The following is a 26,991-nucleotide window of genomic DNA, read 5'->3' as shown; positions in this document are numbered from 1 at the left end:
AGACTCATACCTACTCTGGAGGATCCATGGCTTTGAACGCCTCGACCACGCTGCCCTACGACGTCCGGACGGTCACTGACACGTTCGCCAGCGAGGACTTCCTGCGCAGCGTCAGCGAACACGTGGGCGGGGCGCTGGTCTCGGTAACGGTCGACGGTGACACCGCCGCGGCGTTTGTCCTCACGGCGGTGCGCACCCTGCCGACCGACCGGCTGCCGGAGATGGCCAAGAAGTTTGTTGGCTCCTCGCTGACCGTGACCCAGACGGAAAACTGGGCGGCCCCGGCGGCCGACGGTTCCCGTGAAGCGTCGGTGGACCTCTCCGTTGGCGGTGTTCCGCTGAAGGTCAGCGCCACGCAGCGGCTGGTGGCCGTGGCCGAAGGCACCCGGGTGGACGTGGATGGCTCCGTCAGCTCCTCCATTCCCTTCCTGGGCGACAAGATCGCCAAGTCCGCCGAACCCATGATCGGCAAGGCGCTGACCATCCAGGCCGCCCAGGCCGGCAAATGGATCGAAAGCCGCTAGGGCCACCATGGACAACACCATCGTTCTGCCCACCGCGCTGGCGGTCATCCTCATTATCAGCGGCCTGTGGAGCCTGCTCGTCTGGCCGCCCTACCTGATCCAGGCCTACAAGGATCCCCGCGCCCGGGACGAAAAGGGCGCCCCCACCCGGTACCTGACGGTGAATCTGATGAAGGTCACCACCTCCATGGTGTTTGGTTTGGCCACGATCATTGTCGGCTTCCGGGCATTGATGGGCTAACCAGCGGGTTGGTGCCAGAATTTGGAAGAACCGCCCGTTCGCGGAAGGACTTCGATGGCACCGGACCCGCACGATCAGCACGACTCGAAGCATCAGGACCAGCACCGGCAAGAGAATCAGCCCGACGACGGCCCGGCGGGGCAGGTGAGCCCCGCCGGCAGCACCGTCCTGGGCCGGGCCAGCTATCCGGAAGTGCTGCGGATCGGCGAGATCCTACGGAAGGAAACCGTCGGCGGGATCCTGCTGCTGATCGCCACGGTGGCCGCGCTCATCTGGGCCAATTCCCCGGCGTCGGGCTCCTATTTCGCGATCCGTGACTTCGAGTTCGGGTACGAACCGTGGCACCTGGAACTCAGTGTGGGCGAATGGGCAGCGGACGGGCTGCTGGCCGTGTTCTTCTTCCTGGTCGGACTCGAGCTCAAGCGCGAGTTCGTTGCCGGCGATCTCCGGGACCTGAGCAAGGCGATCGTTCCGGTGGCCGCGGCAGCAGGCGGCGTCGTCGTTCCCGCCCTCATCTATGTGGCCGTCAATCTGGTCAGCGGGTCCGACGGCCTGCGCGGCTGGGCGATCCCCACCGCTACCGACATCGCCTTTGCCCTGGCTGTCCTGGCGGTCATCAGCTCGCACCTGCCCTCGGCGCTGCGGATCTTCCTGCTCACCCTGGCCGTGGTGGATGATCTGCTGGCCATCACCATCATCGCGTTCTTCTACACCGAAGACCTGCACCTGCTCTATCTGGGGATCATGCTTCTCCCGCTGGGCCTGTTCCTCTACCTGGCGCAGAGCGGGCGCCGGATCTTTGCCACCCATCCGGCGGCCGCGTGGCTGATCCTGCTACCGGTGGGGATAGTGGTGTGGGCGCTGATGCATGCCTCCGGGGTCCACGCCACAGTGGCCGGAGTGCTGCTGGGGTTCTGCATTCCGGTGCTGCGCCGCGGACCTGACGGCAGGCCGGTGCAGCCCGAACCGGGCAAACCCGGGCTGGCGGAAATCTTCGAGCACCGGCTCCGGCCGCTGTCCGCCGGCTTTGCGGTCCCTGTGTTCGCGTTCTTCTCCGCCGGGGTTGCGATCGGCGGCATCAGCGGACTGGGTTCGGCACTGTCCGATCCGGTAGCGATCGGCATCCTGGCGGGGCTCGTGGCCGGCAAACCGCTGGGCATCCTCGCCACCACCTGGGCCCTCACGACCGCTACCCGCGCCCGGCTGGATGCCAGCGTCAAATGGATCGACCTGCTTGGCATCGGCGTCCTGTCCGGCATCGGTTTCACCGTGTCCCTGCTCGTCAACGACCTGAGCTTCGATCCCGGCACTGAGCACAACGACCATGCCAAGGTCGCCATCCTCGCCGCGTCGGTCACCGCCGCACTGCTGGCCTCAATCCTGCTGCGGATCCGCAACCGGTTCTACCGGCTGGTCGAGGAGCAGGAGTCACGGGATGCGGACGCGGACGGGATACCGGACGTTTATGATGACGACGGCGGGCGTTAGCTGGCGTCGGCAGCTACCTCATGCAGGGGTAGTTTCCCCAGAAGTGTGTGCGGAAGGTGTGGTAAAACATGTCCTTTGAAGCACCCTGCGCCGATCGGAAAAGGATCTGATTGGCTTCGAGCTTGATCGGCCTTTTTCCTGACACCGGCACCGAAACAATCCCCGTTTCCAGGGTGACCTTCAGTGGAACGATGTCTCCACCGGTACCGCCGAAGGCATCGTAAAGTTCATCCATCTTGAAAGGTTCGACACTGTAAATTCCCGGCGGTACCGCATAAGAGACCGATTTTTTCTGCGCCTGGAATGTCAGAATGTGGCGGGCTTCCGGGTCTGCGCCCGCTGCCGGACTCCACTCGACCCGATTGGGTTCCGCCCCCCAAGCCGTCACGCAAACAGGCGCCGTCGGAACCGGAAGTTTGTAACCGGTCGTGCCCACGATATTAACGGTCTGGCTTTGACTCCAATAGGCGTAGGCGGCAGTGGAGCCAATCCCGAGTACCACCGTCAGGACGAAAGCAACGGAAGCCGTGCGGAACCCTGGCTGTGCGCGGAGCCGCCCAAACCATCCATTTGGTTTTCCTGCCGCCGGCTTGCTTTCCGCCATGGGAGCAGCCCCCAACTGCTTCTTGCTCATGCTTGCCTATTCCGTATACGAAGGACCACGGCGGCGGTAAATGCCACCGACATAACTATCAGGAGCGTACCCGACAGCGAACGGATGATCGGTTCGACTGTGCTTTGGAAACCGGCCGGAATGATGTCGGCAGGCTGCTGCGCGCTTACGGCTGGTCCGGTTTCCCGGCTGGTTCCAGCTTCCGCTCCGGCTCCCGTTCCGGCGATCCGAAGCAGGTTTGAACCCGCTCCCGGCACTGTTCCTGCCCCGGGTAGAGGGGTGAACCGCGCAGGCCGGACCGCAGCGTCTCCGCTGGCCGGGCTGACCGAACCGGTAGTTGAGTCGGAGTCGGTGCCCGAAGTTCCGTCCGGGGTGAGGACCGGAGTATTGCCCGGGGTGGTGCCCGGAGTGATTGGATCCTGGTCCCCGCCCGGCAAGGCGTCGCATGCAGGCCGCGGTTTCTTGCCGGGAACCATCGGCTCCAAGAGGAAAAGCAAATCAACGTCCGCCGTGCGATTCATGGTCGCGTTCGGGGCTTCTATAGCCAGGTCCACGACCAGCGTCAATTGGCGCTCTTCCCCGGGCCTGAGATCGATCGTCTGTCCAACATCGGTGCAGGTACCCTGCACGCCGAGCGGCGAGCGGGGCGAAAGTTCAGGACGCAGACCGGCTTTGAAACCCATGTAGCCGTTGAGCTCGGGATCGGACCGAACAATTACTGCGGCCGAGGACAATGACGCCGGTTCGCCGCTGTTGTTACGCAGCCAGAGTGTTGCCGTGTTCGAGGCTCCGGGGACATAGCGCTGTCCCTGTTCGAAGACCGGTCCGGAAACGGAAGACGAATAGCTCTGGCCGTCCACGCTGAGTTGCAGGTGGTCATTGGCTGCGACGGCACCGGGAGCGCCTGCCAGGGACAGGGCTGCTGCAACTCCGCCGAGGGCGGCTGCACTGATTAGCCGCCCGCCTCTGCGGGAGCTGCCTGCTGCGGAGCGGATCATCAGACGGTTGCGTGCTTCCGGGAGACATGGTGGCGGTCGTGGTTCTCCCGATGGCCGCGCCGCTCATCGTGATCACACCCACCGCAGTCGGTAAGAATTGGATCGTCATAATCCTGGGTATCGGCCTGGATCTCAGTGTTGCCGGCATCGGTGAACGCGAAGTCGCTGCTGTCAGCGTCGTCCGGGCCGTGACCTTGCCCCGGGGCCCCCTCGGAACCGGCATCGTCGTCGTTGCGCTTCTTGGCCAGCGCACCGCGGACCATCACGATTACGCCATAGCCCATGAGGGCCACGGCACCCCATTGGGCCATGGCACCGCGGTCCGAGTTGCCCAGGAAGTTGGCGACAAACCCCACATATGGAACTGCGTAGAACAGCTTGCCCTTGACCTGCACTTCACGGACGGGCAGCTCATCGACAACGTCATTGTTGTCGCCCTTCGTGATGAAGACGACCTCGCCGCTCTGTTCAGCGACGACGGAGGTAATCCGGTGCGTGATCACGGTGGGTGAGCCCGACTCGATCTGGTAGGTGATCACGTCGCCGACCTTCAGCTCTTCGAAGGGTATGGGCTTGACCACCAGGAAGGTGCCGGGCGCGTATTTCGGGGCCATCGAGCTGGTGAGGACGCTGTAGGTCTGGGATCCGGTGATCAGGGGAACTGCAACCAGGACCAAGGCAGCCAAGGCGGCGAGGCAAAGCGCAATGTAGCTGACTCCAGTGCCGATGACACCCAGGGGGCTGGATGTGGCTTCTGCTGTCCTGCGACCGCTCATGGTTTTTCCTATCCTCTTGTACTACTTGGTGCCCGGCGCGACCTGCGCCACGCTGAGGTTAACCGGGATGTTGATGGCCTGGCCGACGAACTTTGCCGGGGTATTGCTGCTCAGCGTCACCTTGAAGCAAATGGTCTGTGAGGCTTTGATGCCGAGCACCGGGAGCTTGGGAATCCCCGGTGCGTACGGCAGGTCAGGTGTGCAGGCCGCACGCCCCTGCACGACTGCCGACGTTACGGTCAGGTGGCCCTCGAAGGTGTTGGTTGGAACAACCCCCGTCAGCGACGCCTGCAGGAGCAGCGGGGAATCGGGTGTCACGTTGACGGCGTTGGTCACCATTAGCGGTACGTATGCAGATGTACCGCGGGTCAAGTGGTTCACGTTCAGCGATGGCGTGACGGCCATGTTGACGTCGTTCACCAGGATGTTGAAGTCCGCCGCCTGCACGGTCGCCGGGGTTGTTTGCGCTGCCGCGTTCCACAGTGCGTAGCTGCCCTGGACCGTCATGAGCCCGAGAACCACGGCGGCGAGGATCAGACCTGCCGCTTTCAGTGCTCGAAGGCTCTTCACGAAATTCGTCTCCAGGGGGAACAGGCTGTGCACGGAGCGTGTGCACCGTGCACAGCCAGGGGTTTGAACAGGTGGCGTTGGCCGGTGCCGCTACTTGGTAAGCGGAGCCTGCTGGTCCAGCTTGAACGTGACCGCCTTGAATGCGGCCGCAGCGTTCATGCTGCTCTGTCCCTGGTCCTTGAGGTCGTTGAAAGTGAACTTCGCCGAAACGGTGACGATGCCGGAATCAGCCTCAGTCAGCACAGTTGTCGGAAGGACCGTCCCCTTCGCATTGGCGATGCTGGGCTGCTCAATGGTTACATCCGTGGACTTGAATCCGCCCTGCGTGTAGGAGGGAGTCGACATCGTGAGCTTGGCGGTCATCAGGTCACCGGCAAGCCTGACGTCCAGCTTCTGCGTGTAGGTCAGGACGTCACCCGGAACAACCCTGTAGTCGGCGACGGCGTTGGTCGGGTCCAAGTCGACCACGGTACCGAGCGCGTTGGTCCACTTGCCCTCGCCACCGACAACCGGGTTGAGCTGCAGCTCGCCGGAGGCGATCTGGCCGGCGGCGGTCGTTTCGGAGTCGTTCCACACTGCGAGGGTGCCGCCGCCGCCGAGGAGGAGTGCTGCGCCTACGCCGATTGCCAGTGCGCCTTTAGCCATCTTGTTCATTGTGTTCCCCTTGTTCGTTGTGCTTGAGACTGTTCGGCCCTAGGAAGGTTTTCCTTGCCGCTGGGTATTACTTTGCCGCCCCGTCCTCAAGAAACAACGCGTCCTTCCCGCAGGCTTCATGCAACGTTTGGCCAAGGCTCAAGAAGCCCACAAGGCAACCGCAACATCGACACAACCAGCCCAAGAGGCGGCGCCTTCTGCTTCTGTTTTCCCCGGCGGGTTCCTCCAGACCGGGGGCGCATGGCGGTTTATGGTGCCCAATACGCCACCCAGGGGCACTCGGACCGACAGCCCGTTTGGTGGTGCCGGAACGAGTGGTGGCACCGTTTCAGGGACGGCCAATAATCTTGCCCCGATCTTGAGTCTTCCCGGGGGCGTTCCTGAGCTTAGGGTGGCAGTCTTTTAGAACCATCAAATCAGCGCCTGCGCCTGAACGCGCAGCATCGAGCGGAGGACCCCCCATGGCTTCAACGGCATCCGCTTTTAATGTGCCCGGCACCAACCCCACAACGGCAGGCATGAACCTGGCTGCCCCTGCCCCCGGGCCCCACACATGATGGCCCTAGCCGACCCAGCCCCCGCGCTGGTGTCCGCAGAGCAATTGCGGAGCCTCACGAACCAGGTGGGGCAGACCTCTTGCCAGGAATACATCACTAATTACATTTCCCTCTGGGACGACCGCTTCGACCGACTCTGCAGGGCAGTCATCAGCGCCGACAATGAGGCAGCCATGGACGTGGTCCTCAGCATCAGAATCTCCAGCCAGATGGCAGGAGCAGAACGCCTGGCCACTCTGGCCCACAGTGCGCAGCATCTGCTCGCGCACTCCGGTGTGGCGGAACTTGCCACCATGATCGCCGGCATTGCCGTCTGTGGCCGCGAAACCATGTCCTGCCTGCTGACAACCCTGGACTAAGTTCCGCCTCACAGCCGGGTACTCTGGGAACACAGCAGTCCGGATACCCAGGGGGAATTCAACAACGATGTCGAGGCTCTCCGAACGTGCCCTGTCCCTCCTGGGCCTGCCCACCGACTTCCATGAACTGACCCTCCCTCAACGGGTATGGATCAGCCAAGGACCTCTGGTGCTCACCGTCTCCCTGCTCTGCATCATTTACGCAGTGCTCCTGCCGGAGATCCTGGTCCAACCAATGTTCCAAGCAGGGCTGGCCGCCCTGGTGCTCATCTCCGCTGCCGCTGCCCTGATCCCCTGGGACCGGCTCTGGTATCCCACCTATTGGATCCTGCCGACGCTGGACTTCGTCGCCATCGGGCTGCTGTACAACGGCAGCCAGGGCCTCGCCGTCGGCGTCTACCTGCTTTCGGTCTTCCCCGTCTTCTGGCTGTCCTGGTCCCGGGTATCCGCCCTGGCCGCACGCCTGTTGAGCTTCTTCGGCCCGCTGGTCGTGGTCTGGTACCCCATCTTCGTTTCGGACGGCCCCGTCACCAGGCAGGCGCTGGCAGCGCCCATCCTGGTGCCGCTGGTGACGCTGGCGGCGGCAATGACCGTCACGGTGATGCGTCAGGACATGGAGAGCCAGCAGGCCGCCCTGACGGAGAAGGACCAGTTGCTGGAGGACGCGCTTCGCGAGAGCACCGAGCGTTCCAAGCTGCTCGACGTCGTCCTGAACGCGATCGACGTCGGCGTCCTGGTGGTGGACGCCGGCGGATCAGCCGTACATAAAAATGAGCGAATGAATGCGCTGGACGACCGTGTCCGTCCCCCGGGGAAGGAACACACCCAGGAGAAGGACCTGCTGTTCTTCGGCGCGGACCGCACCACTGACCTCCCCGCAGACCAGCGCCCTGTTGGCCGGGCTATGTCCGGCGAAGCCTTTCGGGACGTCCTGATATGGGCGGGGCCGCCGCATGAGCAGCTGGCGCTGTCATGCTCCGCCCGGATCCTGCACAACGACCACGGTTTTAATGGCGCCGTTATTGCCTTCAGCGATATCACTGCCCTAACCGACGCGCTGCGCGCCAAAGACGATTTTGTCTCCAACGTCTCCCATGAACTGCGGACGCCCCTGACCTCCATCATCGGCTACCTGGACCTGGTCCAGGAGGAGGCGGAGGACACCGGTCTCACCGGAACCATTCCGCAGGCGGTACAGGTAGCCCAGCGCAACAGTGAACGGCTCCTGCTCCTGGTCTCGGACCTGCTGACTGCTGCAACGGGCAGCGTGGCGCTGGAACCCAGCCCGGTTTCCGTCGCCGACCTGATCAGTTCGGGCCTGCGGTCTGCGGCGCCCCGGGCGGCATCGGATGACGTTGAGCTGGTTGCCGACTGCCCGCCCGGGCTAACACTGCAGGCGGATCCCGTGCGGATGGCCCAAGTGCTGGACAACCTGCTGTCCAATGCCATGAAGTACTCCCCCGGCGGCGGCGTTGTCACCGTACGCGCCTGGGCAGAGGCCGGCGACATCTTCCTGCAGGTCCAGGACACCGGGATGGGGATGACGGAAGAGGACCAGCAGGAGCTGTTCACGAAGTTCTTCCGGACCGGGGCCGTTCGCCGGGCCGGCATCCCCGGCGCCGGACTGGGCCTTGCCATCACCAAGAACATTGTCGAGGCCCATGGCGGGACCATCAGCTTGGTCAGCGCCCCGGGCCGGGGATCCAGTTTTACCGTATGCCTGCCGGCAGTTCCGTTGCAGGAACCGGCAAAAATCCTGGCGGATGTCGAGAACAGCTGATCTGACCACACGGGCCAACCGCTCAGCGCCGGTCCCGGGCATCATTGATGATCCTCAGTGCCCGACGGCGCTCTCCGCCGCCCGCCGAACTGTCTCCTGGACGCTGCCTGGGTTTCCGCGCCACGGCGGGCCGTGCCCGGGCAGCACCCAGACGGCGGGCAGCCCGCCAAGCCGGCCGAGGGAATCCAGGCCCCGTGCCGGGTCATCAGTGAAGGGTGCCGGTTGAAGTCCGGTGCGGCCGGTCAAAACGTGCCGGGTGGTGAGCGCATCGCCCACGAAAACAGCGTCGGCGTCTGGCGAATACAAGGCGATGCTGCCGGGTGAATGTCCCGGCATACCGATCACCTCCAGCGCTCCGGGCAGCGGCAGGACCTGGCCGTCCGTCACTTCGGTGACCTCCGTGAGCCAGCTGGTCCGCCAGCCCTTCTTGCGCAGGGCATAGGCGAAAAACACGGCTAGCGGGCCGAGCCGTTTCGCTCCCATTGCTACTTTGGGCTTGTTACCGCCGCGCGCCCGCCCGGCGTCGGCTGTGTGAACGTAGACGGGGATGCCGTGGTCGCGCCGAAGCTTCTCGGCAAACCCGATGTGGTCGCTGTCGCCGTGAGTCAGAACCACGCCACGGACATCGCCGACTGTGCGGCCCATGGCGGTGAGCTCCGCGAGCAGGTCACGCCAATGCCCTGGTAGACCGGCGTCAATGATCGTAACGCCGTCGTCGGTATCGATCAGGTAGGCAGCCACGACGTCGTTACCTAGCCGGTGCAGATGCGGGCCGAGTTTCATCCGGGGCTCCTTGGGACGATATGCCGCTTTCGATGCGTCCCATTCAAAGCCTTGCAGAAGCCCTGCCGCTAGCTGCCGGCAGCTAGCGGCGCGGCGCCAACCGATAGCCGACGCCGCGGACCGTCTCCAGCCAGCGCGGTGAACGCGAATCATCGCCGAGCTTGCGGCGGACGTTGCCCACGTGGACTTCGACAGTGCGCTCGTCGGCCTCACTGATGAACCCTGCGGCATCATATTCATCGCCGCGCAGGCGCCGGACGAGGTCGGTCTTGGTACGAACCCGACGCCCGCTCTCCATGACGGCGTGAAGCAGCTCAAACTCGGTACGGGTCAGCTCAACGGCCGATCCGTCAATTTCGGTGGTCCGGGTGTTGAAGTCCAGGCTCAGGCCGTTGTGCACAAAGCGCCCGTCACCCTGGTCGACGGAAACCGGTGCGGCGGACGGTGCCGGCGACGACGCAGGTGCGGGCAGGAATTCAGACGGCACCGCCCGGTCGCTGGCACCGGCCCCGGACATGCCGGAGATTGCCGGTGATGCTGCGCCGGCAACGGCGGGCGCAACCGCCTGCGGTGCAGTGTCAGCGGCCTCGTCACCGGAGCGCGGGCGGCGCAGCATGGCGGAGATGCGGGCGCGCAGTTCCCGCGGGCGGAAGGGCTTGGTGATGTAGTCATCGGCCCCGGCTTCCAGACCCATGAGCGTGTCCAGCTCTTCGGCGCGGGCGGTGAGCATGACGATGTAGGCATCCGAAAACAGGCGCAGCTGTCGAATCACTTCAAAACCGTCAATATCCGGCAGGCCTAGGTCCAGGGTCACGACCGCTGGATTGTGTTCGCGAACGGCCTTCACACCCTCGGCACCGTTCGGGCTGGTATAGACCTTGAATCCGGACTGCTGCAACACCGCGTTTAACAGGTCGCGGATATCTCTGTCGTCCTCAATGATGACTGCAACGCGCTGTGTTTCCATACGTTAGTGGTTTTCCGTCCTGCGAGACCTTCTGATAACCCGCTCCCCTACGCTGAGATACTACAGCCTCCCCCTATAATCTCTGCTATAGCTAAAAGAATCCCGGGGGTTCCGGTTTATATGTACAGTCTCGAGCGCCGCGCTCTGGAGCTACTTGGCATCCGCACCGCGCTTCACAAATTACCTCTGCGCCTGCGCGTGGCCGCCAGCCAGCTGCCGCTTGTCCTGTCGGTGATCCTCGCCCTGCCCATTGTGGCCGCGGTAAGCCCTGTAACCTTCACGCGGGACGCCTTCCAGCTGGGGCTGCTGCTGCTGGCCGTAGCCAGCGCGGCGTCCGTCATCGTGCCCTGGGGGCGGCTGAGCCGCTGGTCTGTTCCGGCGTACTGGGTGATTCCGCTGTTGGATTTCGCTGCCATCGGCTGCCTGTACACCGGCGGCCGGTCCTCTGTGACCGGGCTGAGCCTGCTATGCCTGTTTCCGGTGTTCTGGCTGGCCTGGTCAGGAGCCGCGCACCGGCTGGGGGCGGTGTTGTCGTTCCTGGGTACCCTGGCGGTGGTGTGGTCTCCGGCCATCAGCACCGGCGCCAACTCGGTGGCCGAGCTGGCCGGCCCGCTGCTGATTCCGGTGATCATGCTGGCCATCTTCTCCACGGTGGCGATTGTGCAGGGCGACACCGCAGCGCAGCACGAGCGGCTTGCCGCCACCGAAGCGGAGCTGCAGAGCAGCCTGGAAGAGACCAGCCTGCGTTCACAGCTGCTGGACGCCGTGCTGGAAACGGTCGACGTCGGGGTTGTGGCGATGGACGCGGCCGGGCGCACGGTGCTGATGAACAGCCGGCAGCGGACCAACCACGCTCTGGCCCGGCTGGACGGCCGGCCGGAGTCCAGCGAGAACGCACTGATCTTCGACCTGGACCAGGTCACGCGGATACCGGTCGGTCAGCGCCCGTCCGAGCGGGCGATGCGCGAGGAATCCTTTTCGGATGTCATCGTCTGGGTGGGTGCCGGTGAGCGTCAGCGGGCGCTGACGGTCTGTGCGCGGGCGCTGCGGACCAACGGTGCGTTTGCCGGGTCGGTGGTGGCCTACAGCGACGTCACCGATATGGTCAACGCGCTCAACGCCCGGGAGGACTTTGTCTCCAGCGTCTCGCACGAGCTGCGCACTCCCCTGACCTCGATCATCGGCTATCTGGACCTGGTGCTGGATGATCTGGACCCCGAGTCGGTTCCGGCCCATGTGAACACCTCTTTGCAGGTGGCCCAACGCAACGCCGAGCGGCTGCTGCTGCTGGTGGCGGACCTGCTCACCACAGCCTCTGGCACCATGCACCTGCACAAGGAAGAAACCGACATGGCGGCGCTGGTGCAGGCCTGTCTGAATGCCGCCGAGGTGCGCGCCGGCGCGGCAGGAGTGGCCTTGAGCTTCGACTGCGAGCCGGAAGCCAATGCATTAGTGGATCCTGACCGAATGTCCCAGGTGCTGGACAACCTGCTCTCGAATGCCATCAAGTACTCCCCCGACGGCGGCAAGGTCACCGTCCGTGCCCGGACCGAAGGTTCCAACCTTGTGCTGGAAGTTGAAGACGCAGGCATCGGCATGAGCGAGGCAGACCAGCGTGAGGTATTCACCAAGTTCTTCCGCACGGGTCAGGTCAAGAAGGCAGCCATCCCTGGCGTCGGCCTTGGGCTGGTCATCACCAAGTCGATCGTGGAGGCACACGGCGGACAAATCTCTTTCCACTCGGAACTCGGTGCGGGTACGACCTTCCATGTGTCCTTGCCGATCCTGAGGTCAACAGCTGCTGTCCCCTTGAAATAGGACAAACCACGAACTACTTCACCGTGAGCTTCGACGCCGGGTGGTGGTGCTTGACTGACGCGACGACCTCATCAGCCTCGCCCTCATCCTCATCGCCGCTTTCCCAATCCTCCACCGCAAGCCGCGGTTTGAACTTCAGCGGCGTGAAGCCGAACCGCACGCCATACCCCGCGCGTGGACGCACCTTCATCAGGGCATCCAGATCAGCAAGACTCTCCCTCCACGCGGCTATCGCCCGACGGGCTTCCTCCTGCCGCTCCGCCAGCGGCACCGGAAGCGTCCCGACGTCGTCGTCCTCCCCGTCCCCACCCAGTTCCACCGCGTAGCTGATCTCCGGTTCCTCGGCCGTCCCGCCGATCTCCACCGCAATGCAGGTTTCCGGCCAATTACCCAGGCCATCCGTGAGGATGTCCTCCCACACGGCCCCCAGCACACCGGCGGTGGCCACGGCATCGTCGCGCGCCACTCCGCTGACCGTGAACCCGGCATAATGGCCGTCCACCAGCACCGACTCCCCCGGAATCCGGGCCACCAGCTCATCGTGCGCCCGCACCAGGAAGTCCAGATCCTCCCGGTCCCGCCTCCAGCCGCCGATCAGCAGCGACGAGAAGATCGCCGCATCGTCCGCCGACTCGGTGATGCGCAGCTCCAGTTCGTCCGCCTTTCCCAACTGGCCGATCGGCTCTGCCAGCCGGTCCACCAGCGCGGACATCCCCCGGCGGGTGCCCACCACCGAGACTTTAAGGGTCGTGGACAGGTGTTGGAGCCCGACCCCGGAGCGTTCCGCCGACACCTGTGCCTCACGGGGCGCGGCGGCAGTCAGTGCCGTCACCATGGCCTCCGCGGTGTCCTTGGCAGCGCGCCGGGAGCTGGAAAGTACGTCGAAGAGTCCCATTAGATGATTCCGTTCAGTGGTCCGGTGAGGAGTGCCCGGGCCAGGACGAGGACGGCCAGGCCGCCCGCCGTCCAGAGCAGGGCAGGGGTAACGGTGCGGCGTTTCAGGATGCGGCCGCTCGGAGGAACGGGTTTGGGTGCCCCGCTGGCGAAGCGTGCCGTCGAAGCCGGACGGTTGGCCAGGCCCGCCATCGCCGCTCCGACGCCAAAGATGAGGCTGGACAGGCGGTCCCAGGCTTCTTCACGGCTGAGGTCCAGCTGTTTGCGGGTGAAGAAGATGATCTGGTCGTCAATGGTTTCGACGTCGAACTCCGGCGCGTCAATGAGCAGCCGGCGCAGGACCTCCGGAGTGAAGACGGCGCCGGCCACATCCTCCTGCCCCTGCGGGGCGTACAGCGTGAAGCTGCCGTCCAGCCCGTCGGCCAGCGGGATCCGCTGCGACTTGGCCAGGCTGGCCGGCACGCTGGAACCGACCCAGGGGTCGTTGCCTTTGTCGAGCAGCATCCGGGGCAGGTGGCGGTCGACGCCGACGGCGGCATAGGTCCAGGCGGTGACGGAGGGCCGGCGGTCCCGTCCGTCACCGCCTGGCGAACCGGTCTGGTAGGAGTAGTGGGCGACCTCAAACGGAAGGGTCTGCGTTGGACCGCTCCGGAACCGGTGCCACGTCCGCCGGTGGTGGCCTTGGCCGAAAATGGTGGCGTCCATCTTGGGGAGCCCGGGGTCCGCCTGGTAGAACAGTCCGTTCCGGTCCACGAAGCGGTTCCGCCGCACGGCTGCAATCCGGGGGTCCTCCCGCGGCCCGCCCAGCAGGAAACCCACTGCGGCCAGCAGGATCCCGCCCAGGAAGATGCCCGAGCCGATGTTGAGGGCCGATAGCTGCGGGCCGAAGGACTCCGCTGCTGCCCGGGCGATACCCATGGAGCACACCAGCCACACGAGAAGACCGGCAGCGGCGAGTCCTGCCAGCACCCGTTTCGGTGCCGCAAGGATCCCCGCAATGCCCGTCAGCGGATAGGCCGCGACGTCGTCAGCGGTCACGGGATCCAGGAAGGCTGACATATCCAGTTGGCTGCTCACTCCGTCAGCGTACGGTGCTGCCCGTGGAAGTCTTCCGCCGACACGAATTGTGCAACTTATTGAATTTTTGGTCCGTCGCCAAGCAACAACCCGGCATTTGTTGCTCCATAGTTTATGCCCTGTGTTTTAGTCCTCACAACGAACGGTTTTTTGTCGGCCGCCTTGTCGTGGTTTTGCGGGAAAACCTTGCGGTGTTGGTATCAATCGGCCCTTCCCCGGTGATTCGTGTGAGTATTCACTAGGTAGTGGGGCGCCGTGCCTGGCCGCGTAGTCCAAAGCGGGGATGCTCCTCCCCCGACACGCTCTGACATGGGCAGATATCACCCGGTGGAGCCGGGGGAAGCAGGCAGCCGGCCTCCTCGACCTGCCTCAAACGCCACTGGCGGGCCACTGCTTTTCTCCAAGTAATTCCGCGACGTACCTGTCGATTGCGCGTTTAGTTGGTTTGGTCTGACTGCTAAATTCCCCCTTGCCAGCGGGGCTTCTGCCCGCATCTTCTGGCCACACAACACTTACTGATTCTGGGGGATATCGAATGAAGAAAACCACCTCTGCCCTGATGCTATCCGGGGCTCTGATGCTCGCCGGCGCCGGCGCTGCCCAAGCCGGCGAGACCGAGGTGCCCGCGGAGAACAATGACCAGTTCTCCACCGCCACCGATACGGCCGCTGCCACACCGACAGTCGAGCCTGAAGCTGCACCGACCGTCCCGGCTGCTCCGGTTGTTCCTGTTCCGGCGGAGCCTGCTCCGGTTCCTGCGGCTAACGATGTTGTTGTGGCTCCGGTGGCTGACGCTCCCCAGGCCGCTCCCGTAGCTGTTCCCGAGGTTCCGGTGGCTGAGCCCGTTGCGGCTGAGCCCGTTGCGGCTGAGGAAGTTGCTCCGGTAGAGGAAGCTGCTCCGGCTGCCGCCCCCATAACTGTCGTGCCTGAAAAGTCCGGCTCGGACCGAGGTCATTCCGGCAAGGGCGACAAGGGCGACGGCAAGGGCGACAAGGACGACAACAACGGCAAGCCCGGCCACGGCAAGCCCAACCAGGGTGACGGCCACGGCAAGCCCGACAAAGACGACAGCAAGCCCGGCGACGGCAAGGGCGACAACAAGCCTGACAAGGGTGACAACAAGCCCGGCGACGGCAAGGGCGACAACAAGCCCGGCGACGGCAAGGGCGACAACAAGCCTGACAAGGGCGACGGCCACGGCAAGCCCGACAAGGGCGACGGCCACGGCAAGCCCGACAAGGGCGACGGCCACGGCAAGCCCGACAAGGGCGACGGCCACGGCAAGCCCGACAAGGACAAGCCAGGTAAGCCCGGTCACGGCCACGACAAGCCGGAGAAGCCGGGTCACGGCCACGACAAGCCCGATTGCGAGGATCCGGAAGAGCCGACCGATCCGACCGATCCCCCGGTCGTCGAGATCGAGATTCCTCCGACCGACCCGACGGATCCCACCGACCCTGTTGACCAGGCCGATCCAGTTGACCCGACCGACCCGGCCGATCCGGTCCTGCTCATCGATCCCCCGGCAACGGTTGTTCCTCCGGCCACGGTTGTTGTGACTGTGACGGCGCCCGGCGTAACTCCGGCCATCCGGACGGCGGCGACTCCGAACTCGCCGATGGTCCTGGCCAGCACCGGCGCGGAGAACACGATGCTTTGGGGTGCTGCCGGACTGGGGACGCTGCTCATGGGCGGCGCTGCCATTGCCCTCAGCCGCCGTGGACGCCACGCAGTGCAGTAAGCAGCACGACCATCAACACCGGCGTTAAATAGCCAGTGGCCCCGGTTTCCCGGGGCCACTGGCCGTTACGTCCTATTCAACCAGCAGCGGACGACGCCCCATCGGGGCCGTCAGTTAGCGGCCAGGAGTGCTTCCTCCAGCGCCACCCAGGCGAGCATGGCGCACTTGACCCGCGCCGGATACCGGGAGACCCCGGAGAAGGCCGCGGCGTCGCCGAGCACCTCTTCATCGGCCTCCACAGTGCCACGGGAGCGCATCACCTCGCGGAAGTTCTCCACCAGGCCCAGCACCTCGTCCCGGGGCAGCCCGGCAGCCAAATCGGTGAGGACCGAGGCCGAGGCCATCGAGATCGAGCAACCCTGCCCGTCCCAACTGATGCCCTCCACAGCGGCATCTCCGGCGGCGGACTCCCCGACGACGGCACGCAGCGTGATCTCATCGCCGCAGGTGGGGTTCAACTGGTGCGACTCCCCCGACCGCGCCTCGGCCGGCGCATCCAGCAGACCGGCCCCGTGCCGTGCCTTGGCATGGTCGAGGATGATCTGCTGGTACAGCTGCTGCAGTTCGGCGCTCATCTACTTCACTCCAAAGAACGGACGGACGCCGGCCACCGCGCGCAGGAACGCGTCGACGTCGTCGGTGGTGTTGTACAGGTAGGTGCTGGCGCGGGTGGTGGAGACCAGTCCGAGCCGGCGGTGCAGCGGCTGCGCGCAGTGGTGGCCCACACGCACCGCGATGCCCTGGTCATCAAGGAACTGCCCGACGTCGTGGGAGTGGACGCCGGCGACGTCGAACGCCGCCAGCCCGATCCGCTCCACCCCGGCGCGCGGGCCGAGCACCCGGATGCCCTCAATGGCTTCCAGGCCTGTGACCAGGCGCTGGCCGAGCGTGTTCTCCCAGGCATGGACGCGGTCCATTCCGGTTTCCTGCAGGTAATCCACGGCGGTGCCCAGCGCCATGGCCTGGGAAATGCGCTGGGTACCGGCCTCGAAGCGCTGCGGCGCCGGAAGGTACTCGGCGCGTTCCATAGTCACGGTGGTGATCATGGACCCGCCGGTGAGGAACGGCGGCATGGCGTCAAGCAGCTCCACCTTCCCGTAGAGGACACCGATACCGGTGGGGCCGAGCATCTTGTGCCCGGAGAACGCAGCGAAATCAACGTCCAGCGCCTTCACATCCACCGGCAGGTGCGGCACGGACTGGCAGGCATCGAGCACGACGAGCGCCCCGGCGTTGCGCGCGAGGCGCACCAGGGTTTCCACGGGATTAATGGTGCCGAGCACGTTCGAGGCGTGGCTGAACGCCAGGATCCGGGTGCGCCCGGTGATCAGGCGCTCGGCCTCCTCGAGGCGCAGCGCGCCGTCGTCGTCCACCGGGATGAACCGCAGGGTGGCACCGGTGCGGGCGGCCAGCTCCTGCCAGGGAATCAGGTTGGCGTGGTGTTCCATTTCGGTCACCACAATCTCGTCTCCGGCGCCGAGGGCGAAGCGGCGGGCCGCCTCCCCGCCGCGGCCGGCCGTGGCGTTGGAGAATGAGTACGCCAGCAGGTTCAGGGCCTCGGTGGCGTTGGAGGTCCAGACAATCTCGCTCGGACGGGCGTTGATAAAGCCGGCCACCTTGGCGCGGGCGTCCTCATACACATCGGTGGCAGCAACGGCGAGGGTATGCGCCCCGCGGTGCACGGCCGAGTTGCGCTGTTCGTAGAATTCCTGCTCGGCCTCGATGACACTGAGCGGGTTCTGCGACGTGGCACCCGAGTCCAGGTACACCAGCGGATGCCCGTTGACCTGCTGGTCCAGGATCGGGAAGTCGTTGCGGATGCGCAGCGCTTCGGCGTTGTCCAGCGGCCCGGCGAAGGGCTTGAGCGTCTCGGGGGTGGAAACCACAGGCACGGGGGAAACTCCTTGGCTGGCCGTCGGGTTGCGGTGGGGTGAGCTGCACCATTACGCAAGTAAAGTCTGTGCTAATCATCCCACTGCTGCGCCGTGCGCGCACCTGAGCCGGGCCTTAGTTTGGGCCACAGCGGTCTCCCCTTGCTCAGGGGGCTTCCGAAGGGGCCGACGACGGCTGGGGGGAAGCCTTGGTCTCAAGAGGCCTCTACGCCGTCGACCCCGCTCGGGGGCCGGCGCCCGCAGGCGCCGGATGATTGGCTGCGACACGGGCAGCGGTCTGTACGGGTAGTTATTCCCTGGGGGAAGTACCGTACAAACCGTGGATTGTGGAACCCGGTGTTCTGCAGAAATCAATCAACAAACAAAAGCATAGAAGCGGCCTTTCCCCCCAGCACGAGTAATGCCTACTCGACTGCCCAATGCTATTTTCCCCTTTTGCCGTAGGTTTACCTGCTCCCTACTTATGCGCCTTTTCCGGCCCGGACCAGCACGAATGCTCTTCGGGGCGGTTTCCCGCCGCCGGCGCCGAAGGCCCGCGCTAGGGTGCCATTGACGCTCCCGGCTCCAGCGCCCGGTACGCCGCCTCGAGATCGGCGCGCCGGCTGATGCCCAACTTCACGTAGATCCGGTACACGTGGCCCTCCACCGTCCGCTGCGAGAGGGTGAAGTGGGCGGCCACGTCTTTGGTGCTCGCACCGGAAAGCAGCAGGTCAACAATTTCATGCTCCCTGCGCGTCAGCCGGACCAGGTGCAGCGAGGGGCTCAGGTAGGAGACAGTGACCCCTGCCAGTTCCCCGCGGCGCCGGCGCAGTTGCTGGATCAGGGCACGCTGCCGCCGGAGGTTGCCGTGCGATCCGTAGAACCGGATCGCGTGCCCGATGCTCTCCACCGCGAGCAGATATTTGCGGTGCCGCACCGCTTCATCCGCTGCCGCCACCATCCGGTCCGGGTTGCCTGACGCCACGGCACCTGCGTACGCGAGGAGTGCTTCCGCGGCGCCGCCTTCGAAGGCTGCGGCCACTTCCTGCAGGCGGTCCGCCTGGTGCAGGTCCCCCGTGGCCAGGCAGAGTTCAAGGATGTCCTTCTCCGCCGACAGCAGGCCGGCGGCACGTGCTTCGGCGGCTATCCGGGCGAGGTCCGCTGCTGCCTTGCCGTCCGTTTCCTGGCCGGCAAGGGCAGCGGCGGCACAGGCGCGTCCCACCAGCCACAGCGGCAGCGGTCCGATGTATGCGAGGCCGCGCAGCTCCTTGGCGTAACGCGCGGTCTGGATCTGGTCCCCGACGACAGTCGAGGCGTAGCCGGCAAGTCCCAGCGCATAGGGCAGCAGCATCTCGGGATCGGCTGCCCGCAGGGCTTCCACCGCGGGGTGCAGGCGCGCCAGGCCTTCACGCAGCCGGCCCTGGTGGATTTCGACGGCGCCCTCGAACACCCCCAGAGTGCCGCCAAAGGCCAGCAGGCGGTGCGCCGGTTCCCGCAGCTTGGCCGCCAAGAGCCGCTCGAGTTCGGCGAAGTAGCCACCGTGCAGCAGCGCCTGCGCGTGGCGGACCAGCACCGAGCCGCAGCCGGCGTGGAGTTGCCCGCCGAAACGGTGGATCAGGTCCATGGCGGTTCCGGAATGTTCGAGGGCGCTGCTGATCCTCCCACCCGACACCAGTATTTCGGCCGCGAGGCTGTGTGCCAGCACCGCCCACTGCGCGTCATATCCGGGGGCCGCGGGCAATGGCCGGTCGGTGTAGGGCTTCAAGCGTCCAAGCGCCTGGCTGTAATCGCCCCGCACCATCAGCCCCATGATCCGCAGCAGCTCGGCACCGGCCGGCACCCCGGGGCCCGGTTCCTGCGCACCGCCGTTCCGGACGGACAGGTCCGCCGAGGCCGAGCACCACGTCGCGGCCAGAACATCGAGCCCGCGCCCCCCGCCGGTGCGCTGGCACAGCCGGGCCGCTGCCAGGGCGGCACGGGTCAGCGTTTCCTCGTCCGGGGCCAGGGTCGGCAGATCCGGTTCCAGCATTCCCTCCAGCAGCACCCGGGCCTGGGCATAGTCGGCGGTTTCCACATAAGCTGCAGCGATTTCGGCCCGGGCGGCCAGCAGATGCGGGGCGGCCTGCACTGCAGCCCCGAAGCGGACGGCGAGGAGCGGCCGGCCGTCGTCGTTCGCCATACGTGCCGCCGCGAGCAACTGCTCATCCTCCACGCCGTCGCCGCAGTCCAGCGCCCATTCCAGGCGGCGGAACATCGCCTCACTCCGGGTCTCATCGTCCGTATCCATGCTGCGGTCATCGTCCAGGGCGGCCGTGACCCGGGATCGGATTGCGGAGCTGCGGACGGCGGGCACCAGGGACCGGATCACTTCGGCATGCAGCGGCTGAGCCACCCGGAGCGGTTCAGCCGCACCGGGGCCGGCCGCCGCCAAACCATCTGCCAGCAGGGCGTGGACGGCGGCAGGCCCACAAACTGCGGTGAGGACGGCGCGGGGCAGCGGCTGGGACAGGGCGAGGGTCTCCAGTGTTTCCCGTTCCTCGGGGGTCCGGTTTCCCAGCTGTCCCTTGACCAGATCCACCACGGCGGCGTCCAGCCCGTCGGGCTCGCGGCGAAGGAACCATGCACCGTTGCCCTCGACCAGCTGGCCGAGCCGGCGGGTCCGGGCGAGCAGGGCCCTCAGATAGAGTGGATTGCCGCCCGATGCAGTGGCCAGCAACGCCGAGGAGGCGCGCAGCAACGGGCCGCCCAGCAGGCCGACACAGACGTCATGGACCGCGTCCGGGGCCAGCGCCCCAAGGTCCACGCGTGCCAGCAGCCCGTCGCGGGCCAGGGACAGCAGCTCCTGGATCCGCGGGGCCCGGGTCCTGCTGAGCACCAGCAGCCGAAGCTCCCCGGACATGGCCAGCTGCGTCAGGACATGGCAGCTGGCCTCGTCCAGCCAGTGCGCGTCATCAACGACCAAAAGCGGCTGCGGGCTGCCCTGCTCACTGACGCGGTGAAAATAGCGGCGGATGGTCCGCAGCACCGCCAGCGGCGATTCCATGTCTGCCGGGTTTGCCGCGTCGAGAAAGGGCGAGAGCACGCCGTACGGCATCCGGGAGAGAACCGGGCTGCCGTGAATGAAGGAAGCGGTCACTATCCCGTCAAGGCGGTGCAGCACCTGGTCGGCGAGCGCCGTCTTACCCATTCCGCCGGCGCCGAGGATCACGACGCCGCGCATCCCCGGTTCCAGCAGCTTCGCCGTTATCTCCGCGATTTCCCGGTCCCGGCCCAGGAGCAGGGCAGGTGTGCGCTGGCCCGCGATACCGGCGCTCACTTTCCGCCTCCGGCTTTTTCGGCCATGATCTTGCCCAACTCACGGCGGCTCCCGACGTGCAGCTTGGAATAGACCTGGTACAAGTGGCCTTCCACCGTGCGTACCGAGATGTTCAGATCCGCCGCAATGGACTTGTTGCTGGTTCCTGCCGCTGCCATACGTGCGATCGCCCGTTCGCGGAAGGTTAGCGCCCTGAGGTACTCGTCGGTGGAGTCCGGCCCCTCGTGGGGTTGTGGCGCCACGGTACCGCGCCGGCTGCGGTGGATGAACCGGACGGTGGCGCGGTCCCCTGAGCCGGAGGCCACCGCCAGCGCGCTCTCGGAGGCCTCCCTGCCAAACCGGATGTGGCCGGCCTGTTCGGCCATGGCCCCGGCCTGGATCAGCAGCTGGGTGTCGTAACTTCCGGTGCCCTTGGCATAGGTTTCGCACATCCGCGCGAACGGCCCCTGCTGCTGGGCGGAAACGGCCAGGAGCCGGTCCAGGTTTTCCCGGTCCCCCAGCCGCATGGCGCTGAGCAGCGACAACAGTTCGTACGCGTAAACACCGCGCCGGTGGTCGTGGGCGGCAAGGTCGAGAAAGCGCCGGACAGCGTGCGGCGAGCCCAGGGCTGCTTCGGCCAGTGCGGCGAAATGCCGGGTTCCGCGGCGAACGGACCAGGGACCGCCGTCGGCCGCCTTGGTCTTCAGCTGCAGGTGCAGCGCGGCTCCTTTGGCGTCACCGCTCAAGGCCAGGCAATAGGCTGTTGCGGATGCGGCCAGCGGGACCAGGGACGCGGGCCCGCCAAGCCTCAGCTGAGCCACTGCGGGAACAAGGCAGCGCAGCGCCGGCTCCGGATCACCGGCGTAGGCATGGAGCAAGCCGTCGGCCAGCTCAGCAGTAAGCCCGGGGAAAACCGTCCGCCCGTGGGAACGTTGCTGGTCCAGCAGCTGCCCGGCACGTTTCAGCGCTCCCATGGCCAGATGCACATGCAGCACCCGGGCGAAGGACCGGGCCAGGTCCGCGCGCCCGATGCCCGGGCCATCCAGCAGCCGCTCGATCTCCTGGGCGAGTTCAAGCGCTTCATCCTGCCGGTTCGTCAGGCCCAGCGCCTCACAGAGCCAGGATCCGATCAGGACGCGGAAACCGTTGTCGTAGCCGGCAGCCTGGGCCTGCAGCGGTCCCAGGTACGCGGCGTTTTCGAGAAAGCGGCCGTGCGCCGAGTTGCAGGCGGCGCGGGCCACGATCATTTCCCGCTCCAGGGCTGCTGCGTCGGAGCGGCTGATGTCACCGGCGGCGGCTAACTCCGCTGTTCGTTCGGTGGCCTTCGCCAGCAGCCCGTCATGTTTGCGGGCAGCACCTTCGGCAAGCAGGCCGGTGTGGGCGGACTCGGACACTGCGCCGGTGGCAGCCATGCACAACACGCGGCTCTCGGCCAGCAGCAACCGGATTTCGTCCAGCGGATCCGGATCTGCCTCGAGGCTGCGGTAGCTGCTCATCGCGGACAAGGCCGCGCCATATTCGCCCTGACTCATCCGCGCCTGAACCAGCTCCAGGACCGCGGCGGGGATGGCCAGGTGGTCTTGCAACCCGGTAAGGAACCGGACGGCGCGGGCCGGATGTCCGGCAGCGTTGGCCTCCCGTGCGGCAGCAACGGCAGATGCGGGGTCCAGGGCTTCGCCGCTGTCCAGCCGCCACAGTGCCAGGCGGACCGGATCAACGATGGCCGCTGCCGGGTCCGGTTGATCGGCACCGGACTCCCCTGTTGCAGGTACCGCCGCTGCAGTCTGCGCCCGGAGGCCCTGAAGCAGGGCGGATTGCGTGGCACCGTCCAGGGCCAGGGAGACAGACCGGGCAAGCACAGCATCCCGCACCCGGATGCTGGGCACGCTTTCGCGGTCCACAGTCAGGAATCCGCGCTCCTGCAGGATATCCACTTCGGCTGGCTCGACTGTATCCAGGGCGTGCGCCAGCGGCAGGGAGCCGGCCAGCGCCACTGTGCGGACCAGGCCAACCTGCGTCTCGCTAAGCCCGTCCAGGCGTGAGAGGACGGCTTCTGCCATGCGTCCGGCCGGTGTTGGCCGCCGGGGATCAAGCACCCAAACGGGGCCGCTGGAGCGCAGCCGCCCAGCCTCACGGAAGTCAGCGCAGGCCAGCCTGAGCAGGTGCGGGTTCCCACCGGCGTGCCGGTGCAGGTTTGCGACGGCGGCACCGGAGACCGGTCCGCGGAGTTCTGCCTCGAGCAGTTCGGCTGTCTCCGCCGTCTCAAGCGGTTCGAGGTCCACCCGGGACAGGATGCCTTCCCGCCACAGGCCCATCAACTCCGCCGGAGCCTTGCTGAAATCCCGGAAGGAGGCGAGCAGGCCGGCCGTCCGGTTCAAGACCAGCTGGCTCAGCGCCATGGCGGAAAACTCGTCCAGTTCCTCGCCGTTGTCCACAGCCAGCAGCACGGCCCGGCCCTTCGCCCGCTCCTGGATGAGCTGGGTGAGCCCGCGCAGGATCAGCACCGGATGTGCGGCCACCTCCGGATCCAGGTCGGAGAGCAGGAAGGTGAGGGCACCAAATGCGGTGCGGCCGGAGAAGGCAGAGCCACGCACGTGCACCACATAGGTATTGCTGCACTGGCGCAGCACGTGGTGGATCAGGGCGGTCTTGCCGCTGCCGGGCTCCCCCACCAGGACACAGCCGGCACCGCCGCCAGCGGCCAACTGGTCGAGGATGGACTGGGTCACCTCCCGCCGTCCGACAAAGGTCGGAACTGTTGTTTCAGGCCGGGCAGCCGGGAGAGTCCCGGTTCGTCCGGGATGCGCATCCGCTTTGCGCTCTGCTGCGCCCGTTTCCGGGGCTGGCTGCTGCCTGGCATAGGTGTGGTGAAAACTGTTCTGCACGGTGAGACCCGTTTCTGCCGGTGATCCTAGCCGCCCGGAGTTATCCGCGGCAGGTAGTTCAGGTGGGATGTCTGCGGCCAGCGTAGAAGTGATCCGAGGGGCGGACACGAGTACCGGTCACCAGTCGCACCGGTCCACTACTCAGGTTTGGGCGGCTGATTGGACCGGTTTGTACCTAGGTTCGGGTAAGGCGGTACTCAGCCAAGCAAGTGATCTCCGTGCAGGACCTTGATTAGCACCTACCCGGGCAGCGGGTTCGAGTGCGCAGCCGACAAGACGTCGCGAAGATCGTTCCGCCCCGAGACATGGAGCAGCCCAAAAACCCGGCCCAGATGCCAGTCCACCGTGCGGGCAGACAGATGGAACCGCTCGCCGAGCGCCACGCTGGTCTCTCCGGCAGCCGCGCGTAGCGCCAGTTCCCGCTCAAAATTTCCGAGTCGGGTCAATGCGCGTTCTACGCTGTTTTCCGGCGAGAGCAGGCGGAAACACTGAAACTCCAGGTGCCGGGCCCGTCGAGATTCGGCGCGGCTGCCGCCGTCGGCCGCCAGCACGCGCGCCCGCTGTGCTGCCGCGTGGGCGAGCCTGGCGTTCTGCTGCCGCAGCGCCGCCCGGCTGGCCGAGATCAGCGACGCGGCGCTGTTGTGCAGCAGTCCCACGGACAGCGCGGAATAGATGGAAGCGGGTGCGCCGTTCGCAGCAGCGGCTGCGGCGCCCAGGTCAGCCGCCGCCTGGAGATCGCCCCGCAGGGAGGCGCCGGCCAGCCCGAGCAGCCCGTCCGGCAGATTGCCTGCGGCCAGGGCTTGCTGTGCGTAGGAGGTCAGGGCAGCGGACGTTTCCCCGGCCCGTGCCTCGTCCGCGGAAGCAAGGATCCGAAAGTAGTGTGCGGCCGAGCCAATCACAGGGTCGGGTAGGGGATGGAACCCCGGTATCTGGGCCGGACCTGCGGAATCCGGCTCAGCCGTCAACGACTCGGCGTAGGCGGCGGCCGCCTGGGCCAGCGGCAGCAGTCCGTCCGGATCGCGGCATTCCAGCTGGGCCAGCGCCGGTCGCAGCGATTCCAGGGCAGCAGGGCCGCGGCCGGCGTAGGCATGGACCAGCCCGGTGGGAAGTTCGGCGCCGGTTGATAAACGCAATCCTGACGCAGTGCCGGGGTTGGCAGCAGACCTAGTCAGCGCCAGTGCTTCACCGAGCTCCCCGCACCGGACCAGGAGAAAAAAGAGAGCCAGGAACAAGCACTCCCGGGTACGCTCCCCGGCGGAAACACCCGTCCGCAGCCGGGAGCGGACCGCCGCCGCCAGGGTCAGCGCTTCGGCAAAGCGCCCGACGGCGGCCGCCTGCTGGGCGAGCCGGATCCCGGCCCAGAGCTGGAGCACGGGCGGGGCAGCCGGGTCCGCGAAGTCATCCCGCAGCGAAACCGGCAGCTCGGCAAGCCGGCCCTCCATCATCAGCAGCTCAGCCCGGGCCAGGTTCACTTGGAGTGCCGGGCCGGGGCGGGCTCCGGAGTCTGATTCCAGCACCCGGTCGGCTTGATCCAGCAGCGTCCAGGGGTCCTCGCCACTCTGCGAAATGGCTGCGGTTACGGCCCGGGACGTGAGGTAGCGAAGACGCAGCTCCTCCGAGGCGTCCTTTTCCTCAGCGAAGGTGTCCCCGGCCGTTACGAGAACCCGATGTGCCCGGGCGTGCTGCCCCTCGGCCCGGAGCGCGTCCGCTTCTTCGAGGATCACCGCCAACGGGCGTCCGTGGGCGGGAAGTGCCTGCGCGAACCGCAGCGCGGCCCCGGAATCACCGATGTGGTTGGCCCACTGTGCTGCTGGCAGGGCAACCCAAGGATCCAGCACCACCCCGCAGGTCAGAGACCACTCGGCCAGTCCTGCTGCGGCTGATCCGGTCAGGCTCCGAAAGTCCACCACACGGCTCAGTTCCGACCAGAGCCCGCGGCTCCGGTTGTAGGGGATCCTGGCGGCTATGGCAGGCGCCTGCAGGTGCCTGGCCAGCCGGACCGGCTGCTCCGACCCTGCGCTGACCGTAATGACCGAACCCTCCTCCAAGGCGTCCACGGTGCGGGCAGGAACCAGTTCCAGGAAAGTGTTCAGCGGCAGCTCCCGGCCCAGCGCCAGGATCTCCACGGCCCGGCGTTCCTCGGCACTGAATCGGCGCAACATGGTTTCAACCCGCTCCGGCAGTTCACCGGCATGCGCCAGGGGACCCGTCCAGACCCAGAATCCGCGGCGGCGCACCAGCGATCCGGCAGCAATCTGGTCCCGGCACAGCAAGGTTGCCGCAAGTGGATTTCCCCTGCTGCGCTCCCAAAGCACACGCTGCGCCAGCCCGGTCAGCGGGCCACCGGCGGTATCTGCCAGCAGTTCAGCGGTCTGCTGCACATCCAGCGGGGACAGATCCACCCGTTTCAACACCCCGTCCATCCATAACCGTACATACTCCCGGTGGCAGCGGATCAGGTCTCCCGTGATGAGCAGCAGTGACACGGTACCCCGCCGGCAAAGCTGGGTTGTCACCAGGGCAGCCTGATCATCCATATCCTCTGTATTGTCGACAACCAGGACGATCCGCCGGCCGGCAGCCTGCCGGAGCAGCTTCGATTCCAGCGCCCGCAGAACCAGGACCGGGCTCTCCAGTTCAGCGGCGGATAAATCGCTCAGCAGCCAGGCCAGGGCTCCGTAGGGAGTCTGCGCCGAGACCGTGCTGCCGCGCAAATGGACGGCCGTCCCGCCGGGCATGGCGTTCACTGCCTCCCTGGCCAGAGTCGATTTGCCGATTCCGGGCCCGCCCAAGATGACCGCTCCCTGGCCGTCGAGCGCCGCCAGCACTGCAGAGAGTGCAGCATCACGCGCGGTTCGGGCCTGCGGTGCCGCCCTCCTCTCCGCGAAGGCATGGGTCATGGAAACGTCCGACGTCGCCGAGTTTGGCAGCGCCGTATTGTCCGTGGGCGGGCACGGCCGCCGCAGCATGCTCATCGGTTGGACCTCAATATCAGGGCCGCGATAAGCGGCTGGTGGTTCACAGCCGTTCCCGGACCGGTTGTTCAGCGGAATTGCCGCCGAAGGCCATGTTCACCCTAGGCTCGCGCGGCCCGCTGCTG

21 protein-coding genes are annotated in these 26,991 nt (G+C 66.2%); 7 read left to right on the top strand and 14 right to left on the bottom strand.

The annotated features are described in order from the left end of the window. The first annotated feature begins 26 nt into the window (after nucleotides 1-26). From KKR91_RS05085 to nhaA, 3 genes are read left to right on the top strand one after another with little or no spacing between them, the layout of a single operon-like run. Nucleotides 27-524, top strand: a complete 498-nt coding sequence (locus KKR91_RS05085) for a DUF2505 domain-containing protein (protein ID WP_210230382.1) — start codon at nucleotides 27-29, stop codon at nucleotides 522-524. A 7-nt stretch (nucleotides 525-531) separates the two neighbouring features. Then, entirely contained in the window at nucleotides 532-765 is a 234-nt protein-coding gene (locus KKR91_RS05080) for an SCO4848 family membrane protein (RefSeq protein WP_237686581.1), read from the top strand. 54 nt (nucleotides 766-819) lie between these two features. Then, on the top strand, nucleotides 820-2,253 hold the full coding sequence (nhaA, locus tag KKR91_RS05075) for a Na+/H+ antiporter NhaA (RefSeq protein WP_210230381.1): 1,434 nt from the start codon (nucleotides 820-822) through the stop codon (nucleotides 2,251-2,253). Nucleotides 2,254-2,266: 13 nt separating this feature from the next. Here nhaA and KKR91_RS05070 read toward each other — a convergent pair whose 3' ends face one another. From KKR91_RS05070 to KKR91_RS05050, 5 genes are all read right to left on the bottom strand, one after another. Continuing rightward, complete coding sequence (locus KKR91_RS05070; RefSeq protein ID WP_210230380.1) at nucleotides 2,267-2,887, bottom strand: hypothetical protein; 621 nt, start codon at nucleotides 2,885-2,887, stop codon at nucleotides 2,267-2,269. Next, on the bottom strand, nucleotides 2,884-3,864 hold the full coding sequence (locus KKR91_RS05065; protein WP_210230379.1) for a hypothetical protein: 981 nt from the start codon (nucleotides 3,862-3,864) through the stop codon (nucleotides 2,884-2,886). The genes KKR91_RS05070 and KKR91_RS05065 overlap by 4 nt, the downstream gene beginning before the upstream one ends. After that, nucleotides 3,864-4,640 carry a signal peptidase I gene (locus KKR91_RS05060; RefSeq protein WP_210230378.1) on the bottom strand — a complete coding sequence of 259 codons (777 nt, stop codon included), beginning with the start codon at nucleotides 4,638-4,640 and terminating at the stop codon, nucleotides 3,864-3,866. The genes KKR91_RS05065 and KKR91_RS05060 overlap by 1 nt, the downstream gene beginning before the upstream one ends. A gap of 21 nt (nucleotides 4,641-4,661) precedes the next feature. Then, on the bottom strand, nucleotides 4,662-5,210 hold the full coding sequence (locus KKR91_RS05055) for a hypothetical protein (RefSeq protein WP_210230377.1): 549 nt from the start codon (nucleotides 5,208-5,210) through the stop codon (nucleotides 4,662-4,664). A 90-nt stretch (nucleotides 5,211-5,300) separates the two neighbouring features. Continuing rightward, nucleotides 5,301-5,855 (bottom strand): alternate-type signal peptide domain-containing protein, encoded by a 555-nt coding sequence (locus KKR91_RS05050; protein ID WP_210230375.1) that lies wholly within the window; start codon nucleotides 5,853-5,855, stop codon nucleotides 5,301-5,303. Between the two features lie 631 nt (nucleotides 5,856-6,486). Between KKR91_RS05050 and KKR91_RS05045 the strand changes: the two genes are divergently transcribed. Both KKR91_RS05045 and KKR91_RS05040 read left to right on the top strand, forming a co-directional pair. Beyond that, nucleotides 6,487-6,780 (top strand): hypothetical protein, encoded by a 294-nt coding sequence (locus KKR91_RS05045; RefSeq protein WP_215057284.1) that lies wholly within the window; start codon nucleotides 6,487-6,489, stop codon nucleotides 6,778-6,780. 67 nt (nucleotides 6,781-6,847) lie between these two features. Next, nucleotides 6,848-8,560, top strand: coding sequence for a sensor histidine kinase (locus tag KKR91_RS05040; protein WP_210230372.1), 1,713 nt, complete (start codon nucleotides 6,848-6,850; stop codon nucleotides 8,558-8,560). 54 nt (nucleotides 8,561-8,614) lie between these two features. Here the strand turns inward: KKR91_RS05040 and KKR91_RS05035 are convergent, their stop codons facing one another. Beyond that, entirely contained in the window at nucleotides 8,615-9,343 is a 729-nt protein-coding gene (locus KKR91_RS05035; protein WP_210230369.1) for an MBL fold metallo-hydrolase, read from the bottom strand. A gap of 82 nt (nucleotides 9,344-9,425) precedes the next feature. Next, nucleotides 9,426-10,310 carry a response regulator transcription factor gene (locus KKR91_RS05030; RefSeq protein WP_210230367.1) on the bottom strand — a complete coding sequence of 295 codons (885 nt, stop codon included), beginning with the start codon at nucleotides 10,308-10,310 and terminating at the stop codon, nucleotides 9,426-9,428. Nucleotides 10,311-10,430: 120 nt separating this feature from the next. Between KKR91_RS05030 and KKR91_RS05025 the strand changes: the two genes are divergently transcribed. Further along, nucleotides 10,431-12,128, top strand: coding sequence for a sensor histidine kinase (locus KKR91_RS05025; RefSeq protein WP_210230366.1), 1,698 nt, complete (start codon nucleotides 10,431-10,433; stop codon nucleotides 12,126-12,128). 13 nt (nucleotides 12,129-12,141) lie between these two features. Here KKR91_RS05025 and KKR91_RS05020 read toward each other — a convergent pair whose 3' ends face one another. Together KKR91_RS05020 and KKR91_RS05015 are read right to left on the bottom strand one after the other, a co-directional pair. Next, complete coding sequence (locus KKR91_RS05020; protein WP_210230364.1) at nucleotides 12,142-13,023, bottom strand: hypothetical protein; 882 nt, start codon at nucleotides 13,021-13,023, stop codon at nucleotides 12,142-12,144. Then, nucleotides 13,023-14,099 (bottom strand): hypothetical protein, encoded by a 1,077-nt coding sequence (locus KKR91_RS05015; protein WP_210230362.1) that lies wholly within the window; start codon nucleotides 14,097-14,099, stop codon nucleotides 13,023-13,025. Before KKR91_RS05015 ends, KKR91_RS05020 begins: the two co-directional genes overlap by 1 nt. A gap of 535 nt (nucleotides 14,100-14,634) precedes the next feature. Between KKR91_RS05015 and KKR91_RS17095 the strand changes: the two genes are divergently transcribed. Continuing rightward, entirely contained in the window at nucleotides 14,635-15,840 is a 1,206-nt protein-coding gene (locus tag KKR91_RS17095) for an LPXTG cell wall anchor domain-containing protein (RefSeq protein ID WP_210230360.1), read from the top strand. Nucleotides 15,841-15,950: 110 nt separating this feature from the next. Here the strand turns inward: KKR91_RS17095 and sufU are convergent, their stop codons facing one another. From sufU to KKR91_RS04985, 5 genes are all read right to left on the bottom strand, one after another. Beyond that, nucleotides 15,951-16,415: a Fe-S cluster assembly sulfur transfer protein SufU gene (gene sufU / locus KKR91_RS05005; protein ID WP_210230359.1), complete on the bottom strand. Its 465-nt coding sequence runs from the start codon at nucleotides 16,413-16,415 to the stop codon at nucleotides 15,951-15,953. Then, nucleotides 16,416-17,732, bottom strand: coding sequence for a cysteine desulfurase (locus tag KKR91_RS05000; protein WP_210230357.1), 1,317 nt, complete (start codon nucleotides 17,730-17,732; stop codon nucleotides 16,416-16,418). A 538-nt stretch (nucleotides 17,733-18,270) separates the two neighbouring features. Next, entirely contained in the window at nucleotides 18,271-21,027 is a 2,757-nt protein-coding gene (locus KKR91_RS04995) for a helix-turn-helix transcriptional regulator (RefSeq protein WP_210230355.1), read from the bottom strand. Further along, nucleotides 21,024-23,891 carry a helix-turn-helix transcriptional regulator gene (locus tag KKR91_RS04990; protein ID WP_273544941.1) on the bottom strand — a complete coding sequence of 956 codons (2,868 nt, stop codon included), beginning with the start codon at nucleotides 23,889-23,891 and terminating at the stop codon, nucleotides 21,024-21,026. The genes KKR91_RS04995 and KKR91_RS04990 overlap by 4 nt, the downstream gene beginning before the upstream one ends. Nucleotides 23,892-24,130: 239 nt before the next feature. Next, a complete protein-coding gene (locus KKR91_RS04985; RefSeq protein ID WP_210230351.1) occupies nucleotides 24,131-26,866 on the bottom strand; it encodes a hypothetical protein in 2,736 nt (911 codons plus the stop codon). Between the last annotated feature and the right edge of the window lie 125 nt (nucleotides 26,867-26,991).

Origin of the sequence: Arthrobacter jiangjiafuii, from assembly GCF_018622995.1 — a bacterium.
Lineage (GTDB): Bacteria > Actinomycetota > Actinomycetes > Actinomycetales > Micrococcaceae > Arthrobacter_B > Arthrobacter_B jiangjiafuii.
The sequence above is the reverse complement of the archived record's forward strand: the minus strand, read 5'-3'. Positions and strand labels throughout refer to the sequence as shown.